Below are 26,032 nucleotides of genomic sequence, written 5' to 3'. Positions count from 1 at the left end.
AAGGATAAAATATGGCTAGAGTATTGATTAAAGGCAATGAAGTGATTGCCGAAGCTGCTCTGCGGGCAGACGTTGATGCGTTTTTTGGATATCCCATCACTCCGCAGAACGAAGTCCCTGAGTATCTTGCACGGGAGCTTCCGAAAAAGGGCAAGGTTTTCTTACAATCCGAGAGCGAATTGGCAGGCATCAATATGGTGCTGGGTGCGTCTGCGGCAGGCGCGCGTGTCATGACCAGCAGCTCTGGTCCGGGCCTGTGCCTGATGCTGGAGGCCATCTCTTCTATGGCACTGACCAGACTCCCTGCCGTGATTATTGACGTTATGCGTTCCGGCCCGGGCGCCGGTGACCTTGCTCCTGCGCAGGAGGACTGGAAGTTATCCGGCAATGGCGCGTATAAAATCCCCATTCTGCTGCCGGGCAATGTGCAGGAACTGGCCAACATGGTCTATGAGGCGTTTGACATTGCCGATCAGTACGGAACGCCCGTTTTGGTTTTGGCGGATGGTATGCTGGGCCAGATGATGGAGCCGGTTGATTTTGAAAAGCTGCCTCTAAGAAGAACAAATTTGCCTGATAAGCCCTGGCGCATGGCCAGTGTCAGTGAGAAGGGCTACCGTACGCAGATGCAGCTGACCTTTGGCAAACCGCTGACCGAGTTTACCGATCGTTTTGAAAATGAGACGATGCCTGAAATCAAGAAAAACGAAACCCGATATGAAGCGTTTGGCCTGGAGGATGCAGACATTGTGGTTGCTGCGTATGGTACTGCTGCCCGCATGGCCAAGGCAGCAATCAAGGAGTTGCATACGGACAAGAAAATTGGTTTCATTCGGCCCATGACTGCATGGCCTTTTCCGGAAGAGCCTTTCCGGCAGATTGGAAAAAGCTGCAAAGCAGTTATTTGCCCCGAAATCAATACAATCGGCCAGATGATTGACGATGTGCGCATTGCCGTCAATGGCAGAATGCCCGTGTATCACGTTGGTAATACCAAGACCGGACCACTCAATACGGAAAATGTAGTGCGCGCACTGGAAGCATACCTGAAGGAGGAAGTAAAGTGAGTGTTGTTTTCAAAAGAGCGGAAAGCCTGACTCCGACAGAGTTTACCTATTGTCCGGGCTGCGCGCATGGGATTGCCACCAACTGCGTTGCAAAGGCGATTGACGATCTTGGCATTAAGGATCAGACGATCCACGTGTCCTGCATCGGATGCGGCGGACTGACGCCCATGTTTTTTGACACCGATACCATTCTTCCCATGCACGGACGCGCGCCCGCCACGGCAACGGGCATTAAGCGCATCCATCCTGACAAGATTGTCTGGACCTATCAGGGCGACGGTGATCTGGCGTCCATCGGTACTGCGGAGATTGTGCAGGCAGCCCACAGAGGTGAAAAAATCACCACCATTTTTATTAACAACACAACCTATGGCATGACGGGCGGCCAAATGGCGCCCACCACGCTGGTTGGGCAGAAGACAACAACTTCGCCCTATGGGCGTGACGAAAATCACTGCGGCATGCCTATCCGCATGAGCGAGCTTTTGGCAACCATCGAGGGCTCCAAGTTCATTGCGCGTGTTGCAACCGATACCCCCGCCCACATCCGTCAGGCACAGAAGATGATCAAGCGTGCCTTTGAGTGCCAGATGAAGGGGCTGGGCTTTGCAATGGTCGAAGTTCTGTCCACCTGCCCGACCAACTGGGGCAAGACGCCCGCCGAGGCTATGAAGTGGCAGACTGAAAATATGATTCCTTATTTCCCGCTGGGCGTTTACAAAGATTTTGAGTGAAAGGAGAATAACCATGATTAATGAAAAATTGATTGTTGCGGGATTTGGTGGACAGGGTGTTCTGATGATCGGCAAAATGGTGGCGCTGTCTGCAATGGAAAATGGCATGGAAGTCAGCTGGCTGCCCGCATATGGCAGCGAGATGCGCGGCGGCACGGCGACCTGCAGTGTCAGCGTGTCGGACGAGCCCGTGGATTCTCCCATGATTCTGAAGCCTACATCGCTGATTGTCATGAATCTTCCGTCTCTGCTGAAGTTTGAAGATCGCCTTGCGGCAGGCGGAATTATGATTATCAACAGCTCTCTGGTACATCAGGAACCAACCAGAACCGATATCAAGGCTTTCAAGATTCCATTCAACGATCTTGCAATGGAGGCGGGCAATGAGCGCGGCATGAACATGCTGGTTGCCGGAGTCTACGCTGCAATTACAGAGAAAATTTCTCTGCAGAATCTTTACGATGCTGTTGACCACACCTTTGTTGACGCCAAGGCAAAGTTTGCGCAGGGAAACAAAGAAATGATCAAGTGCGGTTATGATTATGCAACCAAAAGCTTCAAGATGTGAAGATACAGGAGAGTGTCTGTGAAGGATATTTATCGTATTTTAGTGATTAATCCCGGCTCGACTTCTACAAAGGTTGCCTATTATGAAAATGAGAAGGCAGTCTGCGAAAAGAATTTGGATATTGATCATTCCCTGATTGCAAACATGAAGGGGATTTTTGATCAGTATGACCTGCGCAGATCTACAATTCAAAAGTTTATGGAAGAAGAGCAGATCAATCAATCCGATCTGGATGTGATTGTATCCCGCGGCGGCGGAGGTGGAAATCTGATGTCGGGTGCATACCGGATTGAAGAAAATTTGGTTGAGCACTGTCATAATTTTGCCATTCCCCACGCCTCCAGTCTCGGCCCTGTCATTGCCTATGACATGGGCAAGGAGCTGGGCATTCCCGCTTTTATTTATGACGGCGAGGGGGTCAATGAGTTCTGTGCTCTGGCCACGCTTTCCGGGCTGAAGGAATTTCCCATTGCGCCCGGTTCCCACACACTGAATGCCAAGGCGGCTGCCCGCATCGGTGCGGAGAAGCTGGGCGGTGGGCTGGCTGACTTCAATCTGGTTGTCTGTCATCTGGGCGGCGGAACATCCACTTCTGCGCATCAGCATGGAAGGCTGATCGACTCCACCAGTGACGGCTACGCCGCCGAGCGGGCGGGCGGCATGCCCTTCCTTGCCATCACCGGATTCATCAAGGGCTGCTATTCCGGGGTATACGACCAGACCGATATGATGAAGCTGTTTATGGGCAAGGGCGGTTTGATGTCCTATCTGGGCACCAGCGACCTGCGGGAAGTGGAAAAGCGCATGGATGCCGGAGACGAGGATGCCAGGTTCTACTTTGATGGATTGGTTTATCAGCAGGCCAAGGATATCGGCGCCATGGCTACTGTCCTGAATATGGCTGTTGACGCCATTGTGCTAACCGGCGGTATGGCATATTCCAAGCGTCTGGTGGAGGAGCTTGCCAAGCGCACGGAAAAAATTGCACCAATAATTGTTGCCGCAGGCTCCCATGAGATGGATTCTCTGGCCTCCGGCGCACTGCGTGTGATTCGCAAAGAAGAAAAATACCATCTGTTTGGAAAAAGCGAAGCGGAGGATCGGTACATTGGAGAATAAGCTGAATTCAATTGAAGTCATGCTGGACAATCATCACGTCCATCTGCGCCAGGAAACTGTTGAAAAGCTGTTCGGCGAAGGGTATGTGCTTCCACAGAAAAAGTATCTGGGCGGCGGAGAATATATTTCCACCGAAACCATTGATGTCACCGGCCCCAAGGGAACAATCAGCGGAATTCGCGTGATGGGGCCCAACCGTCCGTTTGATCAGGCGGAGCTGTTGCAGAGCGATGCCCTGAAACTGGGTGTCAACGCACCCATCGTAGAGTCTGGTCACCTTGAAAATGCCTGCGAGCTGACACTTGTTGGCCCAAAGGCGTCTGTGACACTGAAGTGCGGAATCGTTGCGGCGCGCCATGTGCACATCTGTACAAAGGACCTTGCAAGAATCGGCGTAAGAAATATGCAGACGGTTTCCATCACCTCCGGCGGCATCCGTTCGGTAACATTCCACAATGTCATTGTGCGGGAGAATACGGTCAGTGATGTAAACGTGATCCACATGGACTTTGAAGAAGGAAATGCCGCAGGCGTGAAGAATGGCGACATTCTGGAGCTGGAGTTTTAATGAAGTTTGAAACACATCATGTCTGCCTGAAGGTAGCCAGCATTGACAGGGCAAAAAGATTCTATGAGCAAGCCCTGGGCTTTCGTGAAAATGCTGTGTGTCATCATACACCAACCGTAAGATCCTGCTTCATGATGACTTCAGACGGCCTGATGCAGATTCAGCTGCTGCAGCTTCCCGACTATATACCCCGGGATACTGCGTACGGTCATCTGGGCATGAAAACGGAAGATATTCAAAAGAGCTTTGAGTTTCACACGCAGATGGGCTGCGTCAGTGCACAGATTGTTGAGCAGGCTCATCAGTTTGGGTATTTCATCAAGGACCCGGACGGGTATGAGACTGAGTTGGTGCAATTAAAATAATATACAAAAAGGAGCAGGCATAATGAAAATCACAAGTGTTGAAATTTTTCAGGCAAAAGTAGAATCCCCCACACCGGGCTGGTTTCCCGTCTGCGTGCGAGTAAATACCAATGAGGGAGTCTATGGCTGGGGCGAATCCGGGATCCCTGTCATGAGCGGCCGCGATGCAACTATGACGATGATTAAGGAGATCGCTCCCTTTATTCTGGGGATGGATCCGCTGGAAAACGAGGTCATCTGGCAGAAGCTGTTTCATGGCGCCTACTGGTCTTACGGCGGCGGGTCAATTCCCTTTGCTGCCATCAGTGCGATTGACATTGCACTTTGGGATATCAAGGGTAAGGTTGCCAATATGCCGGTTTACAAGCTGCTGGGCGGCAAGGTCAATCAGAAGATCAAGGCTTATGCAAGCCAGATTCAGTTGGGGTGGGGGCCCATCAGTGAACCGGTCGTTACGCCGGAGCAGTATGCGGCGGAGGCGAAGCGTGCTGTTGCGGACGGCTTCACCGCAGTTAAGGTCGATCCCCTGTGGACGGACGACAAGGGCCTGTGCACTAACCCGCAGCGTGTTTTCCGCCCCAATGTGTCTGACTGGGAATGGAAAAAAATCAATACCAAGCATCAGCTACAGGTGGTTTCCGATCGCGTAGGTGCAATTCGGGACGCTGTGGGAGACAGTGTCGGTATTGTCATCGAACTGCACGGCATGTGCGATGTGAACACTGCCATTCAGCTGGGACGTGAATTGGATCAGTACGGCTGCCTGTACTATGAGGAGCCCAGCCAGTCCATTGATTACCGCTATACGCTGGAACTGAAGAAAAACGTTCAGACCCGTGTCGCCACCGGCGAGCGCATTGGTTCTGTGTGGGGCTTTAAACAGTTTATAGAGAACCGTGCCATTGATGTGGCACAGCCCGATCTGGGGGTTGTCGGCGGCATCACGGAGATGAAAAAGACCTGTGACTTCGCAAATGCCTACGACGTGGGAATTCAGATGCACTGCATGGCCGGCCCCATTGCCTGTGCAGCTACCTTGCAGGTGGAGGCGGCAATCCCCAACTTTGTCTACCATGAGTGTCTGCAATGGAACACGCTTCCGGTGTTTACCACCATCGGAAAATATGACGATATGCTGCTGCCCCAAAATGGCAGCTTTGAAGTTCCCGAGCGTCCCGGCATCGGTCAGGAGCTGAGCGAGGAGGCCATCGCCAAGTCTGAGATTATTACTGTGAAGTAAAGGATAGCTTTGTCCCTGCTTAAATAGATAGGAGTTCCGAATATGAAAGTTCATACCGTAACTGGCGAAATTGATACCTCTGAATTGGGGTATACGCTGATTCACGAGCATGCTGTGACCTGCTGTGACTGGTCTATGCGAATGTGCCTGCGAAAGCAGTTCTGCGAGGAGGAGCGATTGCTGGAAATGGCTGTAACCCAGCTGGGAAAAGCGTATGCAGCTGGAATCAGGACAATCGTAGACGGAACTCCCATTAATTTGGGCAGGGACATTCGTCTGATTAAACGTGCTTCAGAACTCAGTAAAGTCCGGGTGATCGTATCCAGCGGGTTTTATCACCAGGAAGACCCTTGGCTTGTATGGAAACCCAAAGAAGAAATATATGATTACCTTGCGTATGAGTGCGCCCACGGATTGGAAGAGACGAGCATTCTGCCTGGAATTATGAAATGTGCGGTGGACTACCGGGGGATGACGTCTTACATTCTAAAAATGCTTGGAATTACGGCGGATGCAGCAAAAAAATACAGGCTTCCTGTTTTTTGCCATACCATTCCAGAGCTAAAACAAGGAGGCGCCGTGCTGGATATTATGCAGGAACACGGTGTTCCGCTAAACCGCGTGGTTGCTGGACACAGCGGCGATGTGGACGATATTGAATATCTGGAATCCTTGCTGCAGCGCGGCTGTTATGTTGGACTGGATCGTTTCGGCACCGTAACAGCTACGCCCGGCACAACACTGGAAAGAAGAACAGATACGTTGATTCGACTATGCAAGGACGGCTGGGAAAAGCAGCTGCTTATTTCCCATGATTACGCCCCATACACGGGCTTTGTACCATCGTGGAAAGAAGCGTGTACAAACGAAGCGTTGGAAAACCCCGTAAATTTTACCTACTTTGAAAAGTATGCAGTTCCTATGCTGCTTGAAAAGGGTCTTCCTATTGATACAATCAGAAGAATCACAAATCAAAATCCACGTAATTATTTTGAAGGAATTTCCCTGTAAAGAGTCGTGACTGAAAAGGATGGAATGCATTATGAAGGTAGTGTTTTTTTACAATGAACATGGCTCCCCTAAGTGTGAGGAGTATTATCATCTGTTTGATGAGAGCAGCGTTGAGCTGAAGAAGGTTCTGGATGGCGGAAGTGATGATGAAACTGTTGCCGCCTGTGAAGGGGCTGATGCCGTCATTACCTGCATTCAGCCCTTTCCAAAAAATGTGATTGAGCGGCTTGATTCCAGCGTAAAAGCAATCGTGCGCGTTGCCATGGGCTATGATATCATTGATTTAGAGGCGGCAACGGAGCGCGGTATCTATGTTTGCAACGTTCCGGATTACGCCATGGAGGAAGTTGCGGTTTACCAGGCAGCTCTGATTTTGGGAACTCTGCGCAAAGTCTGCTGGTATGACTGGAAGGTTCGTTCGGGAGAGTATGATCACCTGGGATATCTGTCTGGCTATCCCGCCAGAAGAATCTCCGCCATTTCCATAGGCTTGCTGGGCTTTGGACGTATCGCAAAGAATCTGGCCAAGTATATGCTGGCATTTGGAGCCACGGTTTATGGGTTTGACCCGTTCCTGAGCGACGAAGTGTTGCAGGAGCATGGCGTCATTCCTGCTAAGACGAAGGATGAGATCTTTGAAAAGTGTGATATCATTTCGCCAAACATTCCTTTGATGGAGTCCTCCTATCATATTATCGACGCAGACGCTATCTCTAAAATGAAGGATGGCGTAATTATCGTAAATACCGGGCGCGGGCCGCTGGTTGATCAGGAAGCATTGATTGCGGGGCTGCGGAGCGGAAAAGTTCGGGCGGCGGGACTGGATGTGTTTGAAGTTGAACCGCTGCCTATGGATAGCCCTCTGCTGGAAATGCGCAACGTCATTCTGACACCCCACATTGCGTATCAGACGAATGAGTCATTTGATGAATTGCAGCACAGGGCTGTTGAATATGCCATCGAAGGGGCAAAAGGTCTGGTTCCTCGTGGAGCGGTCAACCCCAATGCCAGAGCTTAATAAAGAAAGAGAAAGAATTGTATAAAAGAAGTTAGCCTACTATTGGCACTCTTATTGTGCACTTCGAGCATCATAGAACCGGTTTCAGCTAGAACGATAGGCTCGCCCTCTGGTGCTTCTTTGAGCAGTAACGATTGTTCCCTGACAGTATGGTGTTTTTTAGCCAGTGAAACCGACAACAATTTTAATTGCTGATGCCGTTACCGTAAGTGACGGCACAAACAGCTTACCCGCACCATGTAGCGGCAAATGTAAAGTATAACAAAGGCGCTTGGAAACCAAAAGATATTAAGAAATTAAATAGATACTAATAAATTTTATAGTAATAGGGAAAGCTGGCTGCATGTTTTGCATGCAGCCAGCTTTTTTTCAAGGCTGTCCAGCGTATGCGTTCTTGACCATTGGCAAATGCTTTGGAGAATGGGAAGCACGGACTTTCCCTTGGAGGTCAGAGCATATTCCACTTTAGGCGGAATCTCATTGTACTGTGTACGGCTGATGATTCCGTCCGCAATCAAATCTTTCAGCATCGCGGCAAGCACCGCATCGGTGATATTGCCCAGCTCTTTTCGAATTTCATTATACCGCAACACTTCTGCAGAGGATAAAACGCAGATAATTCTTGACTTCCATTTGCCGCCGAATATGTCAAGCCCGTATTCTATTGGGCACATCATTTCTTTTTCAAGCTTCGGCTCATATTTCAATAGACTCGCCTCCCGATTTCACATAATTGTACGGACTAACTATAGCAAACAAAAGTAACTATAATTTCTTATTCATATATTCTCTTTTTTAATTTGGAATTCATCGTACTGTCTGGTAAAGTATGAAATCTTATGTGTAACCTTTTCAAGATGTCGATTCATTTCCGCAATATGTTCTTCTACCTCTCTCTTGTGTGCAACCAGCATTTCACATCTGTCTTTAAGCGTCTCTGGTCCTTGCAGGCTTAAATCGACAAAATTACGAATCTGTTTTATGGACATACCTGTATTTTTTAAGCAACAAATTAAACTCAGCCATTCCAAATCTTCATCGGAATAATGTCGGATTCCGCTATTTGTTCGTTTTACATTTGGTAATAGCCCTTCTTTTTCATAATATCGCAACGCGTTCGGACTCAGATTTGTTTTCTCCGCTACCATCCTCACTGTATATCCCATATCGTGGCCTCCTAAATTTTTCATAAAACTATTGACTTAGCGTTAACGCTAAGGTTTATGATAATTTTACAAGACCATCCAACTATATGTCAAGAAACACAGATAAGGAGGAAGGACGATGAAGTCATTAACTGATTGCTACAAACTTTCCAACGGGGTGGAAATCCCCTGTATAGGTTTTGGAACCTGGTAGACCCCAGATGGGGATGTCTGTGTTTCGTCTGTATTAAGTGCAATGGAAGCAGGATACCGTCACATTGATACTGCGCAAGGTTATGGCAATGAGGAAAGCGTGGGCATTGCTGTGAAAAAAAGCGGTATCCCCCGCAAGTCGCTTTTCATTACATCCAAGTTGACCAACAGCGAGCATGGATACGAAAAAACCCTTGCCGCTTTTGAGGAAACGATGAAAAAGCTGGATATGGATTATCTGGATCTTTTCCTGATTCACTGGCCCAACCCCATTGCGTTTCGCAATAGCTGGCGGGAGGCGAACGCCGGTACATGGAAGGCGTTTGAAGAACTGTACAAAGCCGGACGCATTCGGTCCATCGGCATCAGCAATTTTCGTCCGCACCATATCGAAGAATTGTTGAAAACGGCTACAATTCCCCCAATGGTGAACCAAATTCGCCTTTGCCCCGGCGATACGCAGGATGAGGTTGTTGATTACTGCCGTTCCAAGAATATGCTGCTGGAGGCGTACAGTCCATTGGGTGTCGGCAAAATCTTTGAAGTGCGGGAAATGAAAACGCTCGCAGAGAAATACGGGAAATCTATCGCGCAAATATGTATTCGGTGGAGCCTGCAGCGTGGATATTTACCCTTGCCCAAGTCGGTGACGCCCACTCGCATCAAGGAGAATACAGAGGTGTTCAATTTTGAATTGGATGCGGCGGATGTGCAGCTCATTGCCAACCTGAAAGGCCGTGTCGGCTATTCGTCCGATCCGGATAAAACAACATTCTAAATATTAATGGAGGATTATCTATGCGGAATTTTGATTTTTACGCCCCCGCGCGTATTTTGTTTGGAAAAGGTGAGGAAAACCGCATCGGGGAATTGCTGAAGCCCCATGCAACAAAGGTCTTGTTGCATTACGGTGGCGGCAGTATCAAAAAAAGTGGCCTATATGATGTTGTGACCGCTTCCCTCAAAGCAAGCGGCCTGTCTTTTGTCGAACTTGGCGGCGTCAAGCCCAATCCACGTCTTTCGTTGGTGTATGAGGGGATTGCTCTGTGCAAGCGAGAGAATGTCGATCTCATTCTTGCGATCGGCGGTGGCAGCACCATTGATTCCTCAAAGGCCATCGCCATGGGTGTTTACTATGACGGCGATATTTGGGAGGTTTATGAACAAGGTAAGGTGATTAAGAAAGCCTTGCCGGTAGCCACGATCCTGACTATCCCGGCAGCGGGAAGTGAATCCAGTGGCGATACAGTCATCACCAACGAGGAAAGGCAGTTGAAGTATGGCTACGGCAGCCCGCATCTGCGCCCCCTGCTCAGCATCATGAACCCGGAACTGTTCTTTACCCTGCCGAAAAATCAGCTAGCCAACGGTGTGGCAGACATGATGAGCCATGTTTTTGAACGTTATTTTACCAATACCACGCATACCGACCTGACGGATGGACTGTGTGAGGTCACGCTTAGAACACTGATGAAAAACGCGCTTCTCGCCAACAAGGATATGAAAGATTATGATGCTTGGGCAGAGCTTGGTTTTTCCGGAACAGTTGCCCACAATGGCCTTGTAGGGATGGGTCGCCAGCAGGACTGGGCCTGCCACGGTATGGAGCATGAGCTTTCGGCCATATATGATGTAGCACACGGCGCGGGTTTGGCGGTATTGACCCCCGGCTGGATGCAGTATGTCTATAAGGATAACATCAATATGTTTGTGCAGTTCGCTGTAAATGTAATGGGCGTGGAAGGCAGCTACCGCGATCCTGATGCCATTGTTCAGGAAGGTATTAACCGGCTGCGGGAATTTTTCTGCAAGATGGGACTGCCTGGAACGTTGTCGGAATTGGGTGTTGGAGAAGACCGACTGGAGGAAATGGCCAAAAAATCTACTGGTGCGGCTTTCGGAGAAGAAAAACCGATTGGTGGGCTGAAAAAACTTTACTGGCAGGATGTGCTTACTATATATAAATTGGTGAAATAGAGCTCTATTGATTCTGACATAAAAAGCACGCCTTATTTATATGCTGTTTTTAATCGTTCCGAAATGCTGACAAAGTATTTGCAATAGCAGAAAGTCCGTCTTTTCCTCAGAAAGCTTCCACGCCTTTGGTGTGGAGGCTTTCTGATTGTTGTGACAATATTTTCTGTTCTGAGGTTCGCTCAGTTGCGGGACTGCGGTAGGCTGCTGTTTGAGGATTCGAAGCACGATTTCTTGGCTGTCAACAGGCGTTGGTTGAGGTGTTTCCGGTGTTTCAGTGTAGTAAAGATAATGCAGGATGGCATTACAATGGATGGGGCCTTGTGCCGTCCCTGCCACCGATTCCTTGCTGGCGATATTCCAGCCACTCTTTTTCTGGATGCACTAGAAAGGAGGAATAAAAGTGGATATAGAGAATGAAAAAGTACAAAATTGCCCGTTTGCTTTTTATATTGGATAAAAAAGCTGGCGAAACGAAAGGAATTCGAGGAGCTTATCAGCAAAAACCTAATTATATGAATGACCGCTCTTGAGAAATAGAAGCCATTGTGTTAAAATTTAATATATTGCATTGGCCTTTTTTCTCTTAATGGGAAAGGAGTTCAATAAGTGGGTAAAAGCCTGAAAGGAAAGGAATGCGGAACAGGCATCGGTCAAAGAAAAGCCGGTGGATTTTACGCCAGATTCGTAAATAAAAATGGTAAGCTCCAAGAGAAATATTTCTTCGTACTTGCGGAGGCTCGCAACTGGCTGGAAGACGCAAGGTATGCGGATAGACATGATAATATGTTTGCTCCGGCAGATATAATCTTGGGCACATGATTTGCATACTGGATTGATAACATTGTGGGAGATTTGGCCCCCAATACTCGGAGAAATTATCGAGAGCGGTACATCCATAATATCCAACCTGTTATTGGCAGTATGCTGTTGGCAGAGATTAAGCCTATGCTCTGCAAAATGGTCTTGAATAAGATGGGAGATAAATACGCAGGTTCTACGATTCGTCAGGTCTATATTGCCATGGGGACTATGCTCAAGTCTGCTTTAATGAACGATTTGATTGCAAAACACCCAATGAATGGTGTAAGATATACAAAGCCGATTCGTGCTGTGGAGGATAATAAATATCTTACAGTGGAAGAGCAACAGAAGTTCTTAGAGGCTGCGAAAAGGTCGCGTAGCTATTTTCAATTTGCTCTGATTTTAGAAACCGGTTTGCGAACTGGGGAACTGATCGGACTGACATGGGATGCGATTGATTGGGAAAAGCGGACGTTGACCGTCAATAAGACCTTAGAGTATCGGTACAAGCAAGGGCCATTGGCGAAACGGAGAGCCTGTAAAAAACAGTGCCTATGATACGCACTTATATAAGTTGTGCGACAAGGCTGGTATCAAACGTTTCTCTATGCACACCCTCCGACAGACATACGCCACAAGAGCAATTGAGAGCGGCATGCAGCCCAAAGTGCTTCAAAAGCTGCTTGGACACGCAAGCATTAAAACGACTATGGATCGATATGTTCATGTAATAGACGATTCATTATTAAACGGTGTTCGGCAATTTGAATCCTATCAAATTGCTAACGTGGAGTAAAGATGGTGTAATTGCCACTCCGAAAACGCCGCAAACCATTGAAAACAAAGGAGATTAAAATTCTATGAAGCTCGGTATCGTGGGCCTGCCCAACGTGGGTAAGAGCACCTTGTTCAACGCCATCACCAACGCGGGCGCGGAGTGCGCCAACTATCCCTTCTGTACCATCGAGCCCAATGTGGGCGTGGTGGCCGTGCCGGACGAGCGGCTGGACGATTTGGCCCGGATTTATGAGCCGGACAAGAAAACCCCCGCGGTGGTGGAATTTGTGGACATTGCGGGGCTGGTGAAGGGCGCAAGTCAGGGTGCGGGCCTTGGAAATAAGTTTCTGGCCAACATTCGGGAGACGGATGCCATCGTCCACGTGGTCCGCTGCTTTGACGACGAGAACATCATGCACGTGGTGGCGGACGCGGGGACCAACGTGCCGGTGGACCCGCTGGGCGACATCGGGACCATTGATCTGGAGCTGGTAATGGCGGACCTTGATATGGTGAACCGTCGGGCAGAAAAGGCAGCCAAGGCGGCCAAGGGTGATAAAAAATTCCTCCGGGAGGAGGCTGTGTTCCGGGCTTTGGCGGCTCATTTGGACGCGGGCAAGCCCGCACGTACGTATGAGTGCGAGCCGGATGAGATGGCGATGATCGCCACTGCCGACCTTTTGAGCCTGAAGCCCGTAATTTACGCCGCCAACACCGACGAGGCGGGCTTTACCAAGCTGGAGGAAAACAAGTATTATCAGCAGGTGAAGGCGCTTGCCGAGAGAGAGGGCAGTCAGGTGCTGCCCATCTGCGCCCGGATGGAGCAGGACATTGCGGAGCTGGAGGGCGAGGAGAAGGAACTGTTTCTGGAGGAGCTGGGTGTGGAGGAGTCCGGTCTGGACCGGCTTATCAAATGCTCGTATTCGCTGCTGGGCCTGATTTCCTTTTTGACCTACGGAAAGGACGAGTGTCGTGCCTGGACCATTAAAAAGGGAACAAAGGCCCCTCAGGCTGCCGGAAAAATCCATACCGACATCGAGCGGGGCTTTATCCGGGCGGAGGTCATCGCCTACGAGGATATGGTGAGCTGCGGCGGGGTCAATCAGGCCAAAGAGAAGGGCCTTCTGCGCAGCGAGGGCAAGGACTATGTGGTTCGGGATGGGGACATGATTTATTTCCGCTTCAACGTGTAAATTTCCGCCGAGGCCGGATGCAGGGGCTTTCCGGACCGCGCGGGAGAAAAGCGCTTTTTCACACATATGCGGCCCGTTTGACGGCGGGCGGCAGCTTTGTAAGTCCACCGCTGTGCGGCTTAGATAGAAAAGGTAGAAAGAGGAGAGTGCTTATGAAACGAGCGGTAAAAAAGAAAGACAAGTCCGGCGGGCAAATGAATGGTCATAAAAAACGACAGAGCACAATCCGGAAGGAACTGATGCTGGAAATCTGCATTCTGGCGGCCATCCCCATCATTCTGCTGGGGGCACTTACCTCGTTTTTAATTTTCAGCAGCACGCAAGATACCCTGGAGCAGACCTTCCAGCAGATTTCCGACGCGGCCGCAGACAAGGTGCAGGCAGAGCTGGAGGCCATTAAAAACGTGGCTATGGAAACCGGTTACGTGGCCCGGCTGTCCGACGATTCCCTTACAAAGGAGGACAAGCAGGCCATCATTGACCAGCGAGCCAAGGAGCACGGCTACCAGCGGGGCAATGTGCTGAATCTGGACGGAAAAAGCCTTCTCGACGGGGTTAACTATTCCGACCGGGAGTATTTCAAACAGGCAAAATCGGGCAGGGCATGGGTTTCTGACCCGCTGGTCAGCAAGAAGACCGGGGCCATGACCGTCGTGATTGCCGCGCCCATCTGGCAGGACGGCATTTCCGGCAGCGTGGTGACCGGCGTGGTGTATTTTGTTCCCAAGGAGACGTTTCTCAGCGACATCGTGTCCGAAATTCATGTCAGCGAAAATGGGGGCGCCTATATGCTGAATAAGCAGGGCACCACCATCGCCCATCAGGACATGGGGGTTGTAGTCAGTCAGGAGAACACCATTGAGGCTGCCAAGACGGACACCTCTCTTGCGGCGCTGGCCGGGCTGGAGACAAAGATGACGGAGGGCGGGGCCGGCTTTGGGCAGTACACCTATAACGGTGAGACTAATTTCCTGGCCTATGCGCCCGTTGAAGACACCGACGGCTGGAGCCTTGCCATCAACGCGCCTGTGAATGATTTTATGGGCTCCACCTTCCGGGCGATTTTGATAACCATGGTGCTGATTGCGTTGACGATTGTGGGGGCTGTGGTGGTTGCCCTGCGAGTGTCCAAGCGGATTGGCGACCCCGTGGCAAAATGTACCCGGCGGCTGGAGCTGCTGGCGCAGGGCGATTTGGCGTCTCCTGTGCCCGAGGTCCGCAGCCGGAACGAGACAAAGCGTCTGGCGGAGGCTACGTCTTCCATTACCCAGACCATTTCCGGCATCATCGGGGACTTTGAACAGGGGTTGAGCGGCGTTGCCCACGGAGATTTGACGGTTTCAACCTCCAATGCCGGGCTGTATCAGGGTGATTATGCGGCGCTGCGTGCCTCTTTGGGTGACATGCTGATACGTATGAACGAAACCATGCGGCAGATCGGCCTGTCTGCGGAGCAGGTGGCCCTTGGCAGTGAGCAGGTAGCTGCGGGGGCGCAGGCGCTGAGTCAGGGTGCCACCGAGCAGGCATCCTCGGTGGAAGAACTGGCGGCCACCGTGACGGAGGTTTCGGTCCAGATCGGCGATACCTCCAAAAACGCGGAGGAGGCCCGCCGCAAGGTGGACGAAACGGGTACGGTGATGCGGGAGTGCGACCGGCAGATGAAGGACATGGTGTCGGCCATGGACGAGATTAGCGAAAACTCCAAGCAGATCGGCCGCATTATCAAGACCATCGAGGACATTGCGTTCCAGACGAACATTCTGGCGCTGAACGCCGCCGTGGAAGCCGCCAGAGCCGGGGAGGCGGGCAAGGGCTTTGCGGTGGTGGCGGACGAGGTGCGCAATCTCGCCGGGAAATCCGCAGCCGCCTCCAAGGACACTGCTGCGCTGATTGAGGCTGCGGTGCAGTCTGTCGCCAAGGGCACCGGTATTGCGGACACCACCGCCGCAAATCTGGACGCAGCGGCCGTCAGCTCCCGGGCCACGGCGGAGATGGTGGAGAAAATCGCGGACGCCGCACAGCAGCAGGCTGCCGCGATTGCCCAAATCTCTCAGGGAATCGACCAGATTTCCGGCGTTGTGCAGAACAACTCCGCCACCAGCGAAGAGAGTGCGGCCTCCAGCGAGGAGATGTCTGCCCAGGCTCAGACGCTGCGGGAGCTGGTGGGCCAGTTCAAGCTGAGAGACGAGCAGTCTGCCCCGCTTCCGGCGGTCCAGCGGCGGGAGGAGCCTCCGGTGGAGCCTTATACAAGCGCTCCGTCTCCCTCTTTTGCGGGAAAATATTAAGACAGAAAACGACCCTCGCGCAACAAGCGCGGGGGCCGTTTTTCAAAAATCAATCTCTCCCCGCTTCCCTTGGAAAACGGGGTATGCTATACTGACAATTAAGGAACTTTCGGAGGATCCATGCGCCACCTGATAAATATTTAGGGGCTGCGCGGGACGGAAGGAACCAACAAATTTCATACAGGAGGGCGACGGATGAACAAGCTGGTTAAGCGGGCGCGACGCTGTCTGCGCGGGGAGGGAGCCGTATGAACGCCACGTGGAGAGAGGACCCGGCGCTGCGGGACGTGCTGGCGGCGGCGGAAACCTGTTGGATCAACCCCCAAATGAAGTCCTTTGCCGCTGTGGCGGACGGTCTTCCGGTGAAACCGGAGGAGGTGGACGACGCGGCGGACAGGCTGGACCGCTTTGCGCCGCTGCTGCGCCGCCTGTTTCCGGAAACGGAGGGGGATTGCGGACGGATTGAATCGCCCCTGCGGGAGCTGCCTGTCCTAAGGGAGAAGCTGAGCTGGCGGGAGCGGGTCCCGGCCGGGCGGCTGTTTTTGAAGCTGGACAGTGAGCTGGCGGTGGCCGGCTCTGTCAAGGCGCGGGGCGGGATTTACGAGGTCCTTAAGCACACGGAGGAGCTGGCGTTGGAGGCGGGACTGCTTCGTCCGGACGGGGAGTACGCAGACCTTGCCGGACAGCGGGATTTTTTTGCGAAATACACGGTACAGGTGGGCTCCACGGGAAATCTGGGCCTTTCCATCGGCATTATGGCCGCTGCGCTGGGCTATCGGGTGGTGGTGCATATGTCCGCCGATGCGCGGCAGTGGAAAAAGGACTTGCTGCGGCAAAAGGGCGTGGATGTGCGGGAGTATGACGGGGACTACGGCAAGGCTGTGGAGCAGGGGCGGGCCCTGTCCGACGCGGACCCGATGAGCTATTTTGTGGATGATGAGCACTCAAAAAACCTGTTTCTCGGCTATGCCGTGGCCGCCCGGAGGCTGGCGGAGCAGCTTGCGGCCCAGAATGTGACGGTGGACGACGGGCATCCACTGTTTGTCACTGTTCCCTGCGGCGTGGGCGGCGCGCCGGGGGGCGTGGCCTATGGGTTGAAGCTGCTGTACGGAGACAACGTCCATGTGTTTTTCGCGGAGCCGGTTCAGTGCCCCTGCATGCTGCTGGGGCTTGCAACCGGGGAAAAGGACGGCGTGTGCGTGCAGGACGCGGGTCTTACCGGCGTGACGGAGGCGGACGGACTGGCGGTGGCCCGCCCGTCGAAGCTGGTGTGCGACGTGATGGAGCACACTCTCTCAGGAGAGTTCACCGTGGCGGACGGACAGTTGTACGACGATCTACGGGCGCTCAACGCAGCGGAGAAGCTTTTTATCGAGCCGTCTGCCTGCGCGGCCTTTGCGGGATATCGGGGCCTTGCCCAGTTCCCGGCGGCGCAGAGCTATCTGAAGGCCCGCGGCCTTGCCGGGAAGATGGAGAACGCGTCCCATATTCTTTGGGCCACGGGAGGGCGGTTGGTCCCTCCGCTTATGCGAAAGGAGTATCTTGCAAAGCGGCTGTAAGGCAGCGGAAGGCCCGCTCCTGAGCGCTGTTGCGCTGCTTTTTGGGGCTGATTCGTGCCGCGCGCCATGTCGTCCTGCACAGAAAGCGTTGGGCGGAACTGGCGCCTGCCGGGTCGCTTCTGTGAAATCTGACCAAAAATTCCGAAAAACTTTCTTGCGAAAAAGAATTGTGGGACGCCGCACTTGTAATATTTTCCCCGCTGGTGTATCATAATTAAGGCAGTTCAGGATCGATTGATGAAGCAGTGAAAAGCACCCGTAAAAGGAGGACACGATATGAGTAAAACCGCACGCATGGTGATGAAAATTGTGGGAGCAAGTCTGGCTCTGGCGGCGTTCGTCTGCCTGCTGATCGGCGGCTGGCACGATCTCAGCGTGGGATACAGCGGCCTGAAAAAGCGGATGGATCAACGCTTTGGCAGCGAATACGACGATTACAACGACGAGCAGCTCTATTCATGAAGAAAACGGGCCGCCCCAGATAAAGGGGCGGCCTGTTTTTGCTATTTTGAAAAATTTTCCAGCTGTATTGGGGGAAAATGCCGCAGAAACACCCTTAAAATAGAAAAACCGCCTTGACAGGCGGTTGCAAAAATGATATGATGAGGTGCTTTATAGACAGCACAGATACCACCCCATTCTTATTTGCTGTTATTAAGATAGCATAGTTCCTATAAAAAAGCAAGAGCGAGCAATGAAGTTTTAACAACCCATCCGGGTGTGTCAATTTGGTTGCCCGCTCACAACTTAAAGTCCCCTTTCCCGGCCGGACAGGGCCGGAGGAGCGGACAGAAAGGCTGCGTGAATCAGAGATGTCCAAAGACAAGTATTACGGAAAGACCCTTCGTAAGAACTTTGCCCGGTACGAGGAAGTCATGCCCGTGCCCAACCTGCTGGAGATTCAGAAGAAGTCATACCAGTGGTTCTGGGAGGAGGGCCTGCGTGAGGTCTTCGCCGACGTGGGTTCCATTGCCGACTATCAGGGGAACCTGGAGCTGACCTTCATCGACTATAAAATGGACGAGGCCCCCAAGTACAACGTGGAGGAGTGCAAGGCGCGTGACGCCACGTACGCCGCGCCCCTGAAGGTGACGGTCCGCCTGCGCAACAAGGAGACGGAGGAGATTAAGGAGCAGGAGATCTTCATGGGAGATTTCCCCCTGATGACCCACGGCGGCACCTTCGTCATCAACGGCGCAGAGCGGGTTGTGGTTTCTCAGATTGTCCGCTCCCCCGGCGTGTACTATGGCAAGGAGATCGACCTGAAAACCGACCTTCCCATCCTCAGTGCCACTGTGATTCCCTATCGTGGTGCGTGGCTGGAGTATGAGACGGATGCAAACGAGTGCTTCTGGGTCCGGATTGACAAAAACCGGAAGCTGCCCGTCACCTGCCTGCTGCGTGCACTTGGAATGAAGACTGATGCGGAGATCCTCGCCCGGTTCGGGGACGATCCCCGTATTTTAGCGACCCTTGAAAAGGACCCCTGCAAGACCTATGAAGAGGCCATGCTGGAGATTTACCGCAAGCTTCGTCCCGGTGAGCCCCCCACGGTGGAGGCCTGCGTGACGCTGATGAACAATCTGTTCTTTGATCCCCGGCGCTACGATCTGTCCATCGTGGGCCGGTATAAGTTCAATAAAAAGCTGTGCCTGTGGCCCAGAGTGTCCGGATACAAGCTGGCCCTGCCTGTGGCGGACCCCTCTACCGGAGAAATCCTCTTTGAGGACGGCCACCTGCTCACCGTGGAGGAGGCCAAGCGGCTGGACGCCTGCGGCGTCAGCGAGGTCAGCATCATCGCCGACGGCGAGCCTATGAAGGTCATCGGAAACGGCATGTGCGACCTAAAGCACTTTGTGGACTTTGACCCTCTGGCCGAATGCAAAATCAAGGAGCGGGTGCGGTACAGCGTGCTTCAGGAGCTGCTGGGCCAGTATTCCGGCGAGGAGCTGAAGGAGCAGCTGCGTCTCCATCGGGACGCGCTGGTGCCCAAGCACATCAACATCGACGATATCCTCACCTCCATTAACTATATGAACTGCCTTGCCCGGAACGTGTCCAACCGGGACGACATTGACCATCTGGGCAATCGTCGTCTGCGGTGCGTGGGCGAGCTGCTGCAAAACCAGTTCCGCATCGGCTTCAGCCGGATGGAGCGGGTGATCCGGGAGCGCATGACCATTCAGGACATGGACATCGTCACGCCCCAGAGCCTCATCAACATCCGGCCCGTCACCGCCGCTATCAAAGAGTTCTTTGGTTCCAGCCCCCTCAGCCAGTTCATGGACCAGACGAACCCGCTGGCGGAGCTGACCCACAAGCGCCGTCTTTCCGCCCTGGGCCCCGGCGGTCTGAGCCGCGAGCGCGCCAACATGGAGGTCCGAGACGTGCATTACAGCCACTATGGCCGTATGTGCCCCATTGAGACGCCGGAAGGTCCCAACATCGGCCTGATCTCCTATCTCTCCACGTATGCCCGCATCAATGAATATGGCTTTATCGAGGCCCCCTACCGCGCGGTGGACAAGGAGAGCTTCCACGTGGCGAGGGATATCACCTATATGACCGCCGACGAGGAAGACAACTACATCGTCGGTCAGGCTGCCGAGCCTCTGGACGAGGACGGCTGCCTCATCAATACCCGTATCACTGCACGGCACCGGGACGAAATCGTGGAAGTGGACCGGGACCGGGTGGACTATATCGACGTGTCCCCTCGAATGATGGTTTCCATCGCAACGGCCATGATTCCCTTCCTGCCCAACGATGACGCAAACCGCGCCCTGATGGGCGCGAACATGCAGCGGCAGGCCGTGCCTCTGCTCAAGCCCCACGCCCCCATTGTCGGCACCGGCATGGAGCACAAAATCTGCATCGACTCCGAGGTGGCGGTGCTGGCGGAGGGCGACGGCGTGGTCGCGTCCATGGACGCGCGGCACGTTGCCGTGAAATACGACTCCGGCGAGACAAAGGACTATAAGCTGGTGAAGTTCCTCCGCTCTAACCACACCACCTGCATCAACCAGCGCCCCATCGTGGAGGTGGGCGAGCGGGTCCACGGCCCCGGCTTCGACGCCGACGGCAGGGAGATTACGCCCAGCGTTCTGGCGGACGGCCCCGCCACCGAGCAGGGTGAAATCGCTCTGGGCCAGAACATTCTGGTTGGCTTCATGACCTGGGAAGGCTACAACTATGAGGATGCTGTGCTGCTCAACGAGCGGCTGGTCCGGGAGGATTTGTATACCTCCATCCACATCGAGGAATTTGAGCTCGACTCCCGGGATACCAAGCTTGGCCCCGAGGAGATTACCCGCGACATTCCCAACGTGGGCGAGGACGCGCTGAAGGATCTGGACGAAACCGGCATCATCCGCATCGGCGCGGAGGTCCACGCCGGCGATATTCTGGTGGGTAAGGTCACGCCCAAGGGCGAGACGGACCTCACCGCCGAGGAGCGGCTCCTGCGGGCCATTTTCGGTGAAAAGGCCCGTGAGGTCCGGGATACCTCTTTGAAGGTGCCCCACGGAGAAACCGGCATCGTGGTGGATGCAAAGGTGTTCACCCGCGAGGCGGGCGACGAACTGGGGCCGGGCGTGAATCAGGTGGTTCGCGTGTACGTGGCCCAGCGCCGCAAGATTCAGGTCGGCGATAAGATGGCCGGCCGCCACGGCAACAAGGGCGTGGTTTCCCGCGTCCTGCCCCAGGAGGATATGCCCTTCATGCCCGACGGTACGCCGCTGGACATCGTGCTGAATCCTCTGGGCGTGCCCTCCCGTATGAACATCGGGCAGGTGCTGGAGGTCCATTTGGGCTATGCCGCCCATGCCCTTGGCTGCAAGGTGGCCACCCCCATTTTCGACGGAGCCGACGAAGCCGACATCACCGACATGCTCCAGCAGGCGGGGCTGGACCCCGAGGGCAAGAGCGTACTGATTGACGGACGGACCGGAGAGCCCTTTGACAATAAGGTCACCGTGGGCTATGTGTACTTCCTCAAGCTCCACCATCTGGTGGACGACAAGATTCACGCCCGGTCCACCGGCCCGTACTCTCTGGTGACCCAGCAGCCTTTGGGCGGCAAGGCCCAGTTTGGCGGCCAGCGCTTCGGCGAAATGGAAATGTGGGCGCTGGAGGCCTATGGCGCGGCATATACTCTGCGTGAAATGCTCACCGTCAAGTCCGACGACGTGACAGGCCGTGTGAAGACCTACGAGGCGATTGTCAAGGGCCACAACGTGCCCGAGCCCGGCGTGCCGGAGGCCTTCAAGGTGCTGGTGAAGGAGCTGCAGTCCCTGTGCCTGGATATCCGGGTGCTGGATGAGAACGGCAACCAGATCGAGCTGAAAGAAGACGAGGACGCCATGGACACCTTTAACCTGGCCCGCATGGACGCCGAGGACGACCGCCACCACGCCGTGGTGGAGGAGACGGAGTTCCAGGAGTCCGGATTTGACATTGAGGACGCTCCCGAAGATGCCGGCGCGGAAGCCGGACTGGACGCGGAAGAGGATACCGGGTTTGACGACGAGTGATTCAGAGCTTGAGCGATACCCACACGGAAGAACTCAACATTTCTGAATCATGATAGGAGGAAACCAAATGATTGACACTGCTACCGGCAACAATGTTGCTTTTGACGCGATTAAAATCGGCATGGCCTCTCCCGAACAGATTATGGAGTGGTCCTACGGCGAAGTGAAAAAGCCGGAGACGATTAACTACCGCACCTTAAAGCCCGAGCGGGACGGATTGTTCTGCGAAAAGATTTTCGGGCCTACCAAGGACTGGGAATGCCACTGCGGCAAGTATAAGAAAATCCGCTACAAGGGAAAGGTCTGCGACCGCTGCGGCGTGGAAGTCACCCGGGCCAAGGTGCGCCGGGAGCGCATGGGCCACATTGAGCTGGCTACCCCCGTCTCCCACATCTGGTATTTCAAGGGCATTCCCTCCCGGATGGGCCTGCTGCTGGACATCAGCCCCCGGATTCTGGAGAAGGTCCTGTATTTCGCCAACTATATCGTCACCGACCCCGGCGAAACACCCCTGATGCGCAACCAGATTCTCTCCGAGAAGGAGTATCGGGACTATCGGGAGAAGTATGAGGACGATTTCCACGCCGGAATGGGCGCGGAAGCCGTGAAAAAGCTTCTTCAGGACGTGAATCTGGATCAGCTTTCCCAGCAGCTCCACACCGAGCTGAAGGACGCTTCCGGCCAGAAAAAGGCCCGGATCGTCAAGCGGCTGGAAGTGGTGGACGCATTCCGCATCTCTCAGAACAAACCCGAGTGGATGGTGATTGACGTGCTGCCGGTGATTCCGCCGGAGCTGCGCCCCATGGTGCAGCTGGACGGCGGACGGTTTGCAACGTCCGACCTCAACGACCTTTACCGCCGGGTCATCAACCGGAACAACCGCCTTAAGCGGCTGATCCAGCTCAATGCGCCGGACATCATTGTCCGCAACGAGAAGCGGATGCTGCAGGAGGCCGTGGACGCCCTGATCGACAACGGCCGCCGTGGCCGCGCCGTCACCGGCGCCAACAACCGGGCGCTGAAATCCCTGAGCGATCTGCTCAAGGGCAAGCAGGGCCGGTTCCGTCAGAACCTGCTGGGCAAGCGTGTGGACTACTCCGGCCGAAGCGTTATCGTCGTCGGTCCTGAGATGAAGATTTACCAGTGCGGCGTGCCCAAGGAAATGGCTGTGGAGCTGTTCCGTCCCTTCATCATGAAGAAGCTTGTGGAGGACGGCACCGCCAACAACATCAAGTCCGCCAAGAAGATGGTGGATAAGGGTACCGCCGACGTGTGGGACGCGCTGGACGTGATTATCAAGGATCATCCCGTCATGCTCAACCGCGCGCCTACGCTGCACCGTCTGGGCATTCAGGCCTTCGAGCCGGTGCTGGTGGACGGCCGCGCATTAAAGCTCCATCCCCTGAACTGCACGGCGTTCAACGCCGACTTTGACGGCGACCAGATGGCCATTCACGTGCCCCTGTCCGCCGAGGCACAGGCAGAGGCCCGGATTCTGATGCTTTCCGCCAACAACCTCCTGCGTCCGCAGGACGGCGGCCCCGTCACCGTGCCCACGCAGGACATGGTGCTGGGTGCGTACTACCTGACCTACGAGCGTATCGGCAAGGCCGAGATGGGCGCGGAGACGGTGTATGTGGACGACGCGGGCGAAACCGGCCTCACCCCCGACGCGGAGGTGGATGCCGACGAGTTCCTGGCCGTCAATAAGGCCGCGAAAAACGAAGGCAAGAAGGAAGCCACTTTCCGGCCCGTCCATGTCTATGCGGGCGAGGACGAGGCGCTGATGGCTTACAACAGCCATGTCATCGGCCCCCACTGCCCCATTCTGGTGCGGGTCACCCGGACGGTGGACGGCGTGGAGCGCACCGGAATCATCCGGGCCACCGCGGGCCGCATTATTTTCAACCGCAACATTCCTCAGGATCTGGGCTTTGTGGACCGCAGCGACCCCGAAAAGGCGCTGGATTACGAGGTTGCCTTCCAGTGCGGCAAGAAAGAGCTGAGCCGCATCGTGGACCGTACCATCAACAAGCACGGCTTCACCATCGCCGCCGAGGTGCTGGATGCGGTGAAGGCCACCGGCTATCAATACTCCACCCGCGCCGCCATCACCGTGTCCATTGCGGACATGGCTGTGCCTCCCAAGAAATACGAGTTGGTGGCCCAGACGGAAAAGCGTGTTCTGGACATTGAGAGCCAGTATAAAATGGGCTTCATGACCAATCAGGAGCGCTATAAGCAGGTGGTTGCCGAGTGGGAGAAGACCACCAACGAGGTTTCCGATGCGCTGCAAAAGAATCTGGACCGCTACAACCCCATCTTCATGATGGCGGACTCCGGCGCCCGTGGTTCCATGAAGCAGATTCGTCAGCTGGCGGGTATGCGCGGCCTGATCGCCAACACGGCGGGCCGCACCATCGAAATCCCCATCAAGGCAAACTACCGCGAGGGCCTGACCGCGCTGGAGTATTTCATTTCCTCCAGAGGCGCACGAAAGGGCCTTGCCGATACCGCCCTTCGTACGGCGGACTCCGGCTATCTGACCCGCCGAATGGTGGACGTGTCTCAGGACGTGATTATTCGCCAGCAGGACTGCGGCTCTATCCACGGCATTCGCGTTTCCGAAATCAGCGAAAACGGGCAGGTTATCGAGAAATTCTCCGACCGTCTGCGGGGCCGGTTCCTGGTGAGCAGCGTTATGGATGCAGACACCGGTGAGGAACTGATCTCCAGTGAGCGGATGATGGACGAAAACGACGCGAAGATACTGGAAGGCCGCCGCTGGATTCAGAAAAACAACCGGGAGGGAGACATGTGCTCCTTTGACCCGGAAAAGGGCGGAAAGCCCACTGTGATGATTCGCACGGTGCTTACCTGCGGCGCTCACAGCGGCGTGTGCGCCCGGTGCTACGGCATGAACCTTGCCACCTCCCAGCCTGTGGGCCCCGGCGAGGCGGTTGGTATCATCGCCGCCCAGTCCATCGGCGAACCCGGCACCCAGCTGACCATGCGAACCTTCCACACCGGCGGTCTGGCAGGCGGCGATATCACGCAGGGTCTTCCCCGAGTGGAGGAACTGTTCGAGGCCCGCAAGCCCAAGCGGATGGCCCAGCTGGCGGAAATTTCCGGCGTAGTCAAGTTTGAAGAGGCCACCAAGGGAAGCCTTTTGAACATTATTATTACCGCCGATGACGGCGATTCCCGTATCTATTCTGTGCCCCACACCGGCCTTCTGGTGAAGGACGGGGATCGTGTGGCCCAGGGCGTTGCCTTGACCTACGGCGCACTGAATCCCCACGAGGTTTTGCGCCTGCGGGGCAGCGATGCGGTGTATAACTATCTCATTCAGGAAGTCCTGCGGGTTTACCGCCAGCAGGGCGTGGACATCAACGATAAGCATATCGAAGTGATTGTCCGCCAGATGATGCGCAAGGTCCGTTTGGAGGACGCTGGCGACACCAAGCTGCTGGATGGCTCTATGGTGGACCTTCTGGATTTGGAGGACGCCAACACGGAGGTTGACCGCCGCAACGCGGTGGGCGAGCGCCGGGAAGATGGAGAGCTTCTGCGTCACGCAGAGGGGACCCAGCTTCTGATGGGTATTACCAAGGCATCTCTGGCCACGGAATCCTTCCTGTCCGCTGCTTCCTTCCAGGAGACGACCAAGGTTTTGACCGAGGCCGCCATCAAGGGCAAGGTGGACCATTTGCAGGGCCTGAAGGAGAACGTGATTATCGGCAAGCTGATTCCCGCCGGTACCGGACTTGCGGCCTACAAGGAATTTGCGGAGGAACTGGTGCCTACTCCGGCCATGGTCGGAGCGGGAGACGAACTCCCCGCATACGAGGACTGAATTT

At 54.2% G+C, this 26,032-nt stretch carries 22 protein-coding genes and 1 pseudogene; 21 read left to right on the top strand and 2 right to left on the bottom strand.

The window, feature by feature from the left end:
* Positions 1 to 11 precede the first annotated feature (11 nt).
* Genes ABVS15_RS00365 through ABVS15_RS00325 form a run of 9 tightly spaced genes read left to right on the top strand, consistent with a single transcriptional unit; the run spans position 12 to position 7,690 of the window.
* A complete protein-coding gene (locus ABVS15_RS00365; protein WP_369281821.1) occupies positions 12 to 1,067 on the top strand; it encodes a 3-methyl-2-oxobutanoate dehydrogenase subunit beta in 1,056 nt (351 codons plus the stop codon).
* Positions 1,064 to 1,801, top strand: a complete 738-nt coding sequence (locus ABVS15_RS00360; RefSeq protein WP_369281820.1) for a thiamine pyrophosphate-dependent enzyme — start codon at positions 1,064 to 1,066, stop codon at positions 1,799 to 1,801. The genes ABVS15_RS00365 and ABVS15_RS00360 overlap by 4 nt, the downstream gene beginning before the upstream one ends.
* Before the next feature lie 13 nt (positions 1,802 to 1,814).
* Complete coding sequence (locus ABVS15_RS00355; RefSeq protein WP_369281819.1) at positions 1,815 to 2,369, top strand: 2-oxoacid:acceptor oxidoreductase family protein; 555 nt, start codon at positions 1,815 to 1,817, stop codon at positions 2,367 to 2,369.
* An 18-nt stretch (positions 2,370 to 2,387) separates the two neighbouring features.
* Complete coding sequence (buk, locus tag ABVS15_RS00350; protein ID WP_369281818.1) at positions 2,388 to 3,488, top strand: butyrate kinase; 1,101 nt, start codon at positions 2,388 to 2,390, stop codon at positions 3,486 to 3,488.
* On the top strand, positions 3,478 to 4,056 hold the full coding sequence (locus tag ABVS15_RS00345; RefSeq protein ID WP_369281817.1) for a PduL/EutD family phosphate acyltransferase: 579 nt from the start codon (positions 3,478 to 3,480) through the stop codon (positions 4,054 to 4,056). The genes buk and ABVS15_RS00345 overlap by 11 nt, the downstream gene beginning before the upstream one ends.
* The gene (locus ABVS15_RS00340) at positions 4,056 to 4,421 is read left to right on the top strand and encodes a VOC family protein (RefSeq protein WP_369281816.1); all 366 of its coding nucleotides are present in this window, start codon (positions 4,056 to 4,058) and stop codon (positions 4,419 to 4,421) included. Before ABVS15_RS00345 ends, ABVS15_RS00340 begins: the two co-directional genes overlap by 1 nt.
* A 22-nt stretch (positions 4,422 to 4,443) precedes the next feature.
* Positions 4,444 to 5,661, top strand: a complete 1,218-nt coding sequence (locus tag ABVS15_RS00335; RefSeq protein WP_369281815.1) for a mandelate racemase/muconate lactonizing enzyme family protein — start codon at positions 4,444 to 4,446, stop codon at positions 5,659 to 5,661.
* Positions 5,662 to 5,703: 42 nt separating this feature from the next.
* Positions 5,704 to 6,672, top strand: a complete 969-nt coding sequence (locus ABVS15_RS00330; protein ID WP_369281814.1) for a phosphotriesterase — start codon at positions 5,704 to 5,706, stop codon at positions 6,670 to 6,672.
* A 31-nt stretch (positions 6,673 to 6,703) separates the two neighbouring features.
* Positions 6,704 to 7,690, top strand: coding sequence for a C-terminal binding protein (locus ABVS15_RS00325; RefSeq protein ID WP_369281813.1), 987 nt, complete (start codon positions 6,704 to 6,706; stop codon positions 7,688 to 7,690).
* 317 nt (positions 7,691 to 8,007) lie between these two features.
* Here ABVS15_RS00325 and ABVS15_RS00320 read toward each other — a convergent pair whose 3' ends face one another.
* Positions 8,008 to 8,397 carry a winged helix-turn-helix transcriptional regulator gene (locus ABVS15_RS00320; protein WP_369281812.1) on the bottom strand — a complete coding sequence of 130 codons (390 nt, stop codon included), beginning with the start codon at positions 8,395 to 8,397 and terminating at the stop codon, positions 8,008 to 8,010.
* Between the two features lie 72 nt (positions 8,398 to 8,469).
* Entirely contained in the window at positions 8,470 to 8,856 is a 387-nt protein-coding gene (locus ABVS15_RS00315) for a MerR family transcriptional regulator (RefSeq protein WP_369281811.1), read from the bottom strand.
* Between the two features lie 235 nt (positions 8,857 to 9,091).
* On the opposite strand from ABVS15_RS00315, the gene ABVS15_RS00310 reads away from it, so the two are divergent.
* The 12 genes and pseudogenes from ABVS15_RS00310 to rpoC all read left to right on the top strand — a co-directional run bounded on the left by ABVS15_RS00310 (position 9,092) and on the right by rpoC (position 26,028).
* Entirely contained in the window at positions 9,092 to 9,826 is a 735-nt protein-coding gene (locus ABVS15_RS00310) for an aldo/keto reductase (RefSeq protein WP_369281810.1), read from the top strand.
* 20 nt (positions 9,827 to 9,846) lie between these two features.
* Positions 9,847 to 11,025, top strand: coding sequence for an iron-containing alcohol dehydrogenase (locus ABVS15_RS00305; protein ID WP_369281809.1), 1,179 nt, complete (start codon positions 9,847 to 9,849; stop codon positions 11,023 to 11,025).
* Positions 11,026 to 11,631: 606 nt separating this feature from the next.
* Positions 11,632 to 11,844, top strand: coding sequence for a hypothetical protein (locus ABVS15_RS00300; RefSeq protein ID WP_369281808.1), 213 nt, complete (start codon positions 11,632 to 11,634; stop codon positions 11,842 to 11,844).
* 24 nt (positions 11,845 to 11,868) lie between these two features.
* A pseudogene (locus ABVS15_RS00295) lies at positions 11,869 to 11,940 on the top strand (hypothetical protein); the annotation flags it as partial.
* A 12-nt stretch (positions 11,941 to 11,952) separates the two neighbouring features.
* The gene (locus tag ABVS15_RS00290; RefSeq protein ID WP_369282192.1) at positions 11,953 to 12,384 is read left to right on the top strand and encodes a tyrosine-type recombinase/integrase; all 432 of its coding nucleotides are present in this window, start codon (positions 11,953 to 11,955) and stop codon (positions 12,382 to 12,384) included.
* A 16-nt stretch (positions 12,385 to 12,400) separates the two neighbouring features.
* Positions 12,401 to 12,622, top strand: coding sequence for a tyrosine-type recombinase/integrase (locus ABVS15_RS00285; RefSeq protein WP_369281807.1), 222 nt, complete (start codon positions 12,401 to 12,403; stop codon positions 12,620 to 12,622).
* Between the two features lie 64 nt (positions 12,623 to 12,686).
* Entirely contained in the window at positions 12,687 to 13,796 is a 1,110-nt protein-coding gene (gene ychF, locus ABVS15_RS00280) for a redox-regulated ATPase YchF (protein ID WP_369281806.1), read from the top strand.
* Positions 13,797 to 13,948: 152 nt separating this feature from the next.
* Positions 13,949 to 16,081, top strand: coding sequence for a methyl-accepting chemotaxis protein (locus tag ABVS15_RS00275; RefSeq protein ID WP_369281805.1), 2,133 nt, complete (start codon positions 13,949 to 13,951; stop codon positions 16,079 to 16,081).
* 248 nt (positions 16,082 to 16,329) lie between these two features.
* Positions 16,330 to 17,640, top strand: a complete 1,311-nt coding sequence (locus ABVS15_RS00270) for a D-serine ammonia-lyase (protein WP_369281804.1) — start codon at positions 16,330 to 16,332, stop codon at positions 17,638 to 17,640.
* Between the two features lie 276 nt (positions 17,641 to 17,916).
* A complete protein-coding gene (locus ABVS15_RS00265) occupies positions 17,917 to 18,102 on the top strand; it encodes a hypothetical protein (protein WP_294855775.1) in 186 nt (61 codons plus the stop codon).
* Positions 18,103 to 18,452: 350 nt separating this feature from the next.
* Positions 18,453 to 22,172, top strand: a complete 3,720-nt coding sequence (rpoB, locus tag ABVS15_RS00260) for a DNA-directed RNA polymerase subunit beta (RefSeq protein WP_369281803.1) — start codon at positions 18,453 to 18,455, stop codon at positions 22,170 to 22,172.
* A gap of 67 nt (positions 22,173 to 22,239) precedes the next feature.
* Positions 22,240 to 26,028, top strand: coding sequence for a DNA-directed RNA polymerase subunit beta' (rpoC, locus tag ABVS15_RS00255; protein ID WP_369281802.1), 3,789 nt, complete (start codon positions 22,240 to 22,242; stop codon positions 26,026 to 26,028).
* Positions 26,029 to 26,032: the final 4 nt, after the last annotated feature.

The sequence above is a fragment of the Oscillibacter sp. GMB15532 genome (genome assembly GCF_041020825.1).
In the GTDB taxonomy this organism is placed as follows: domain Bacteria; phylum Bacillota; class Clostridia; order Oscillospirales; family Oscillospiraceae; genus Oscillibacter.
The sequence above is the reverse complement of the archived record's forward strand: the minus strand, read 5'-3'. Positions and strand labels throughout refer to the sequence as shown.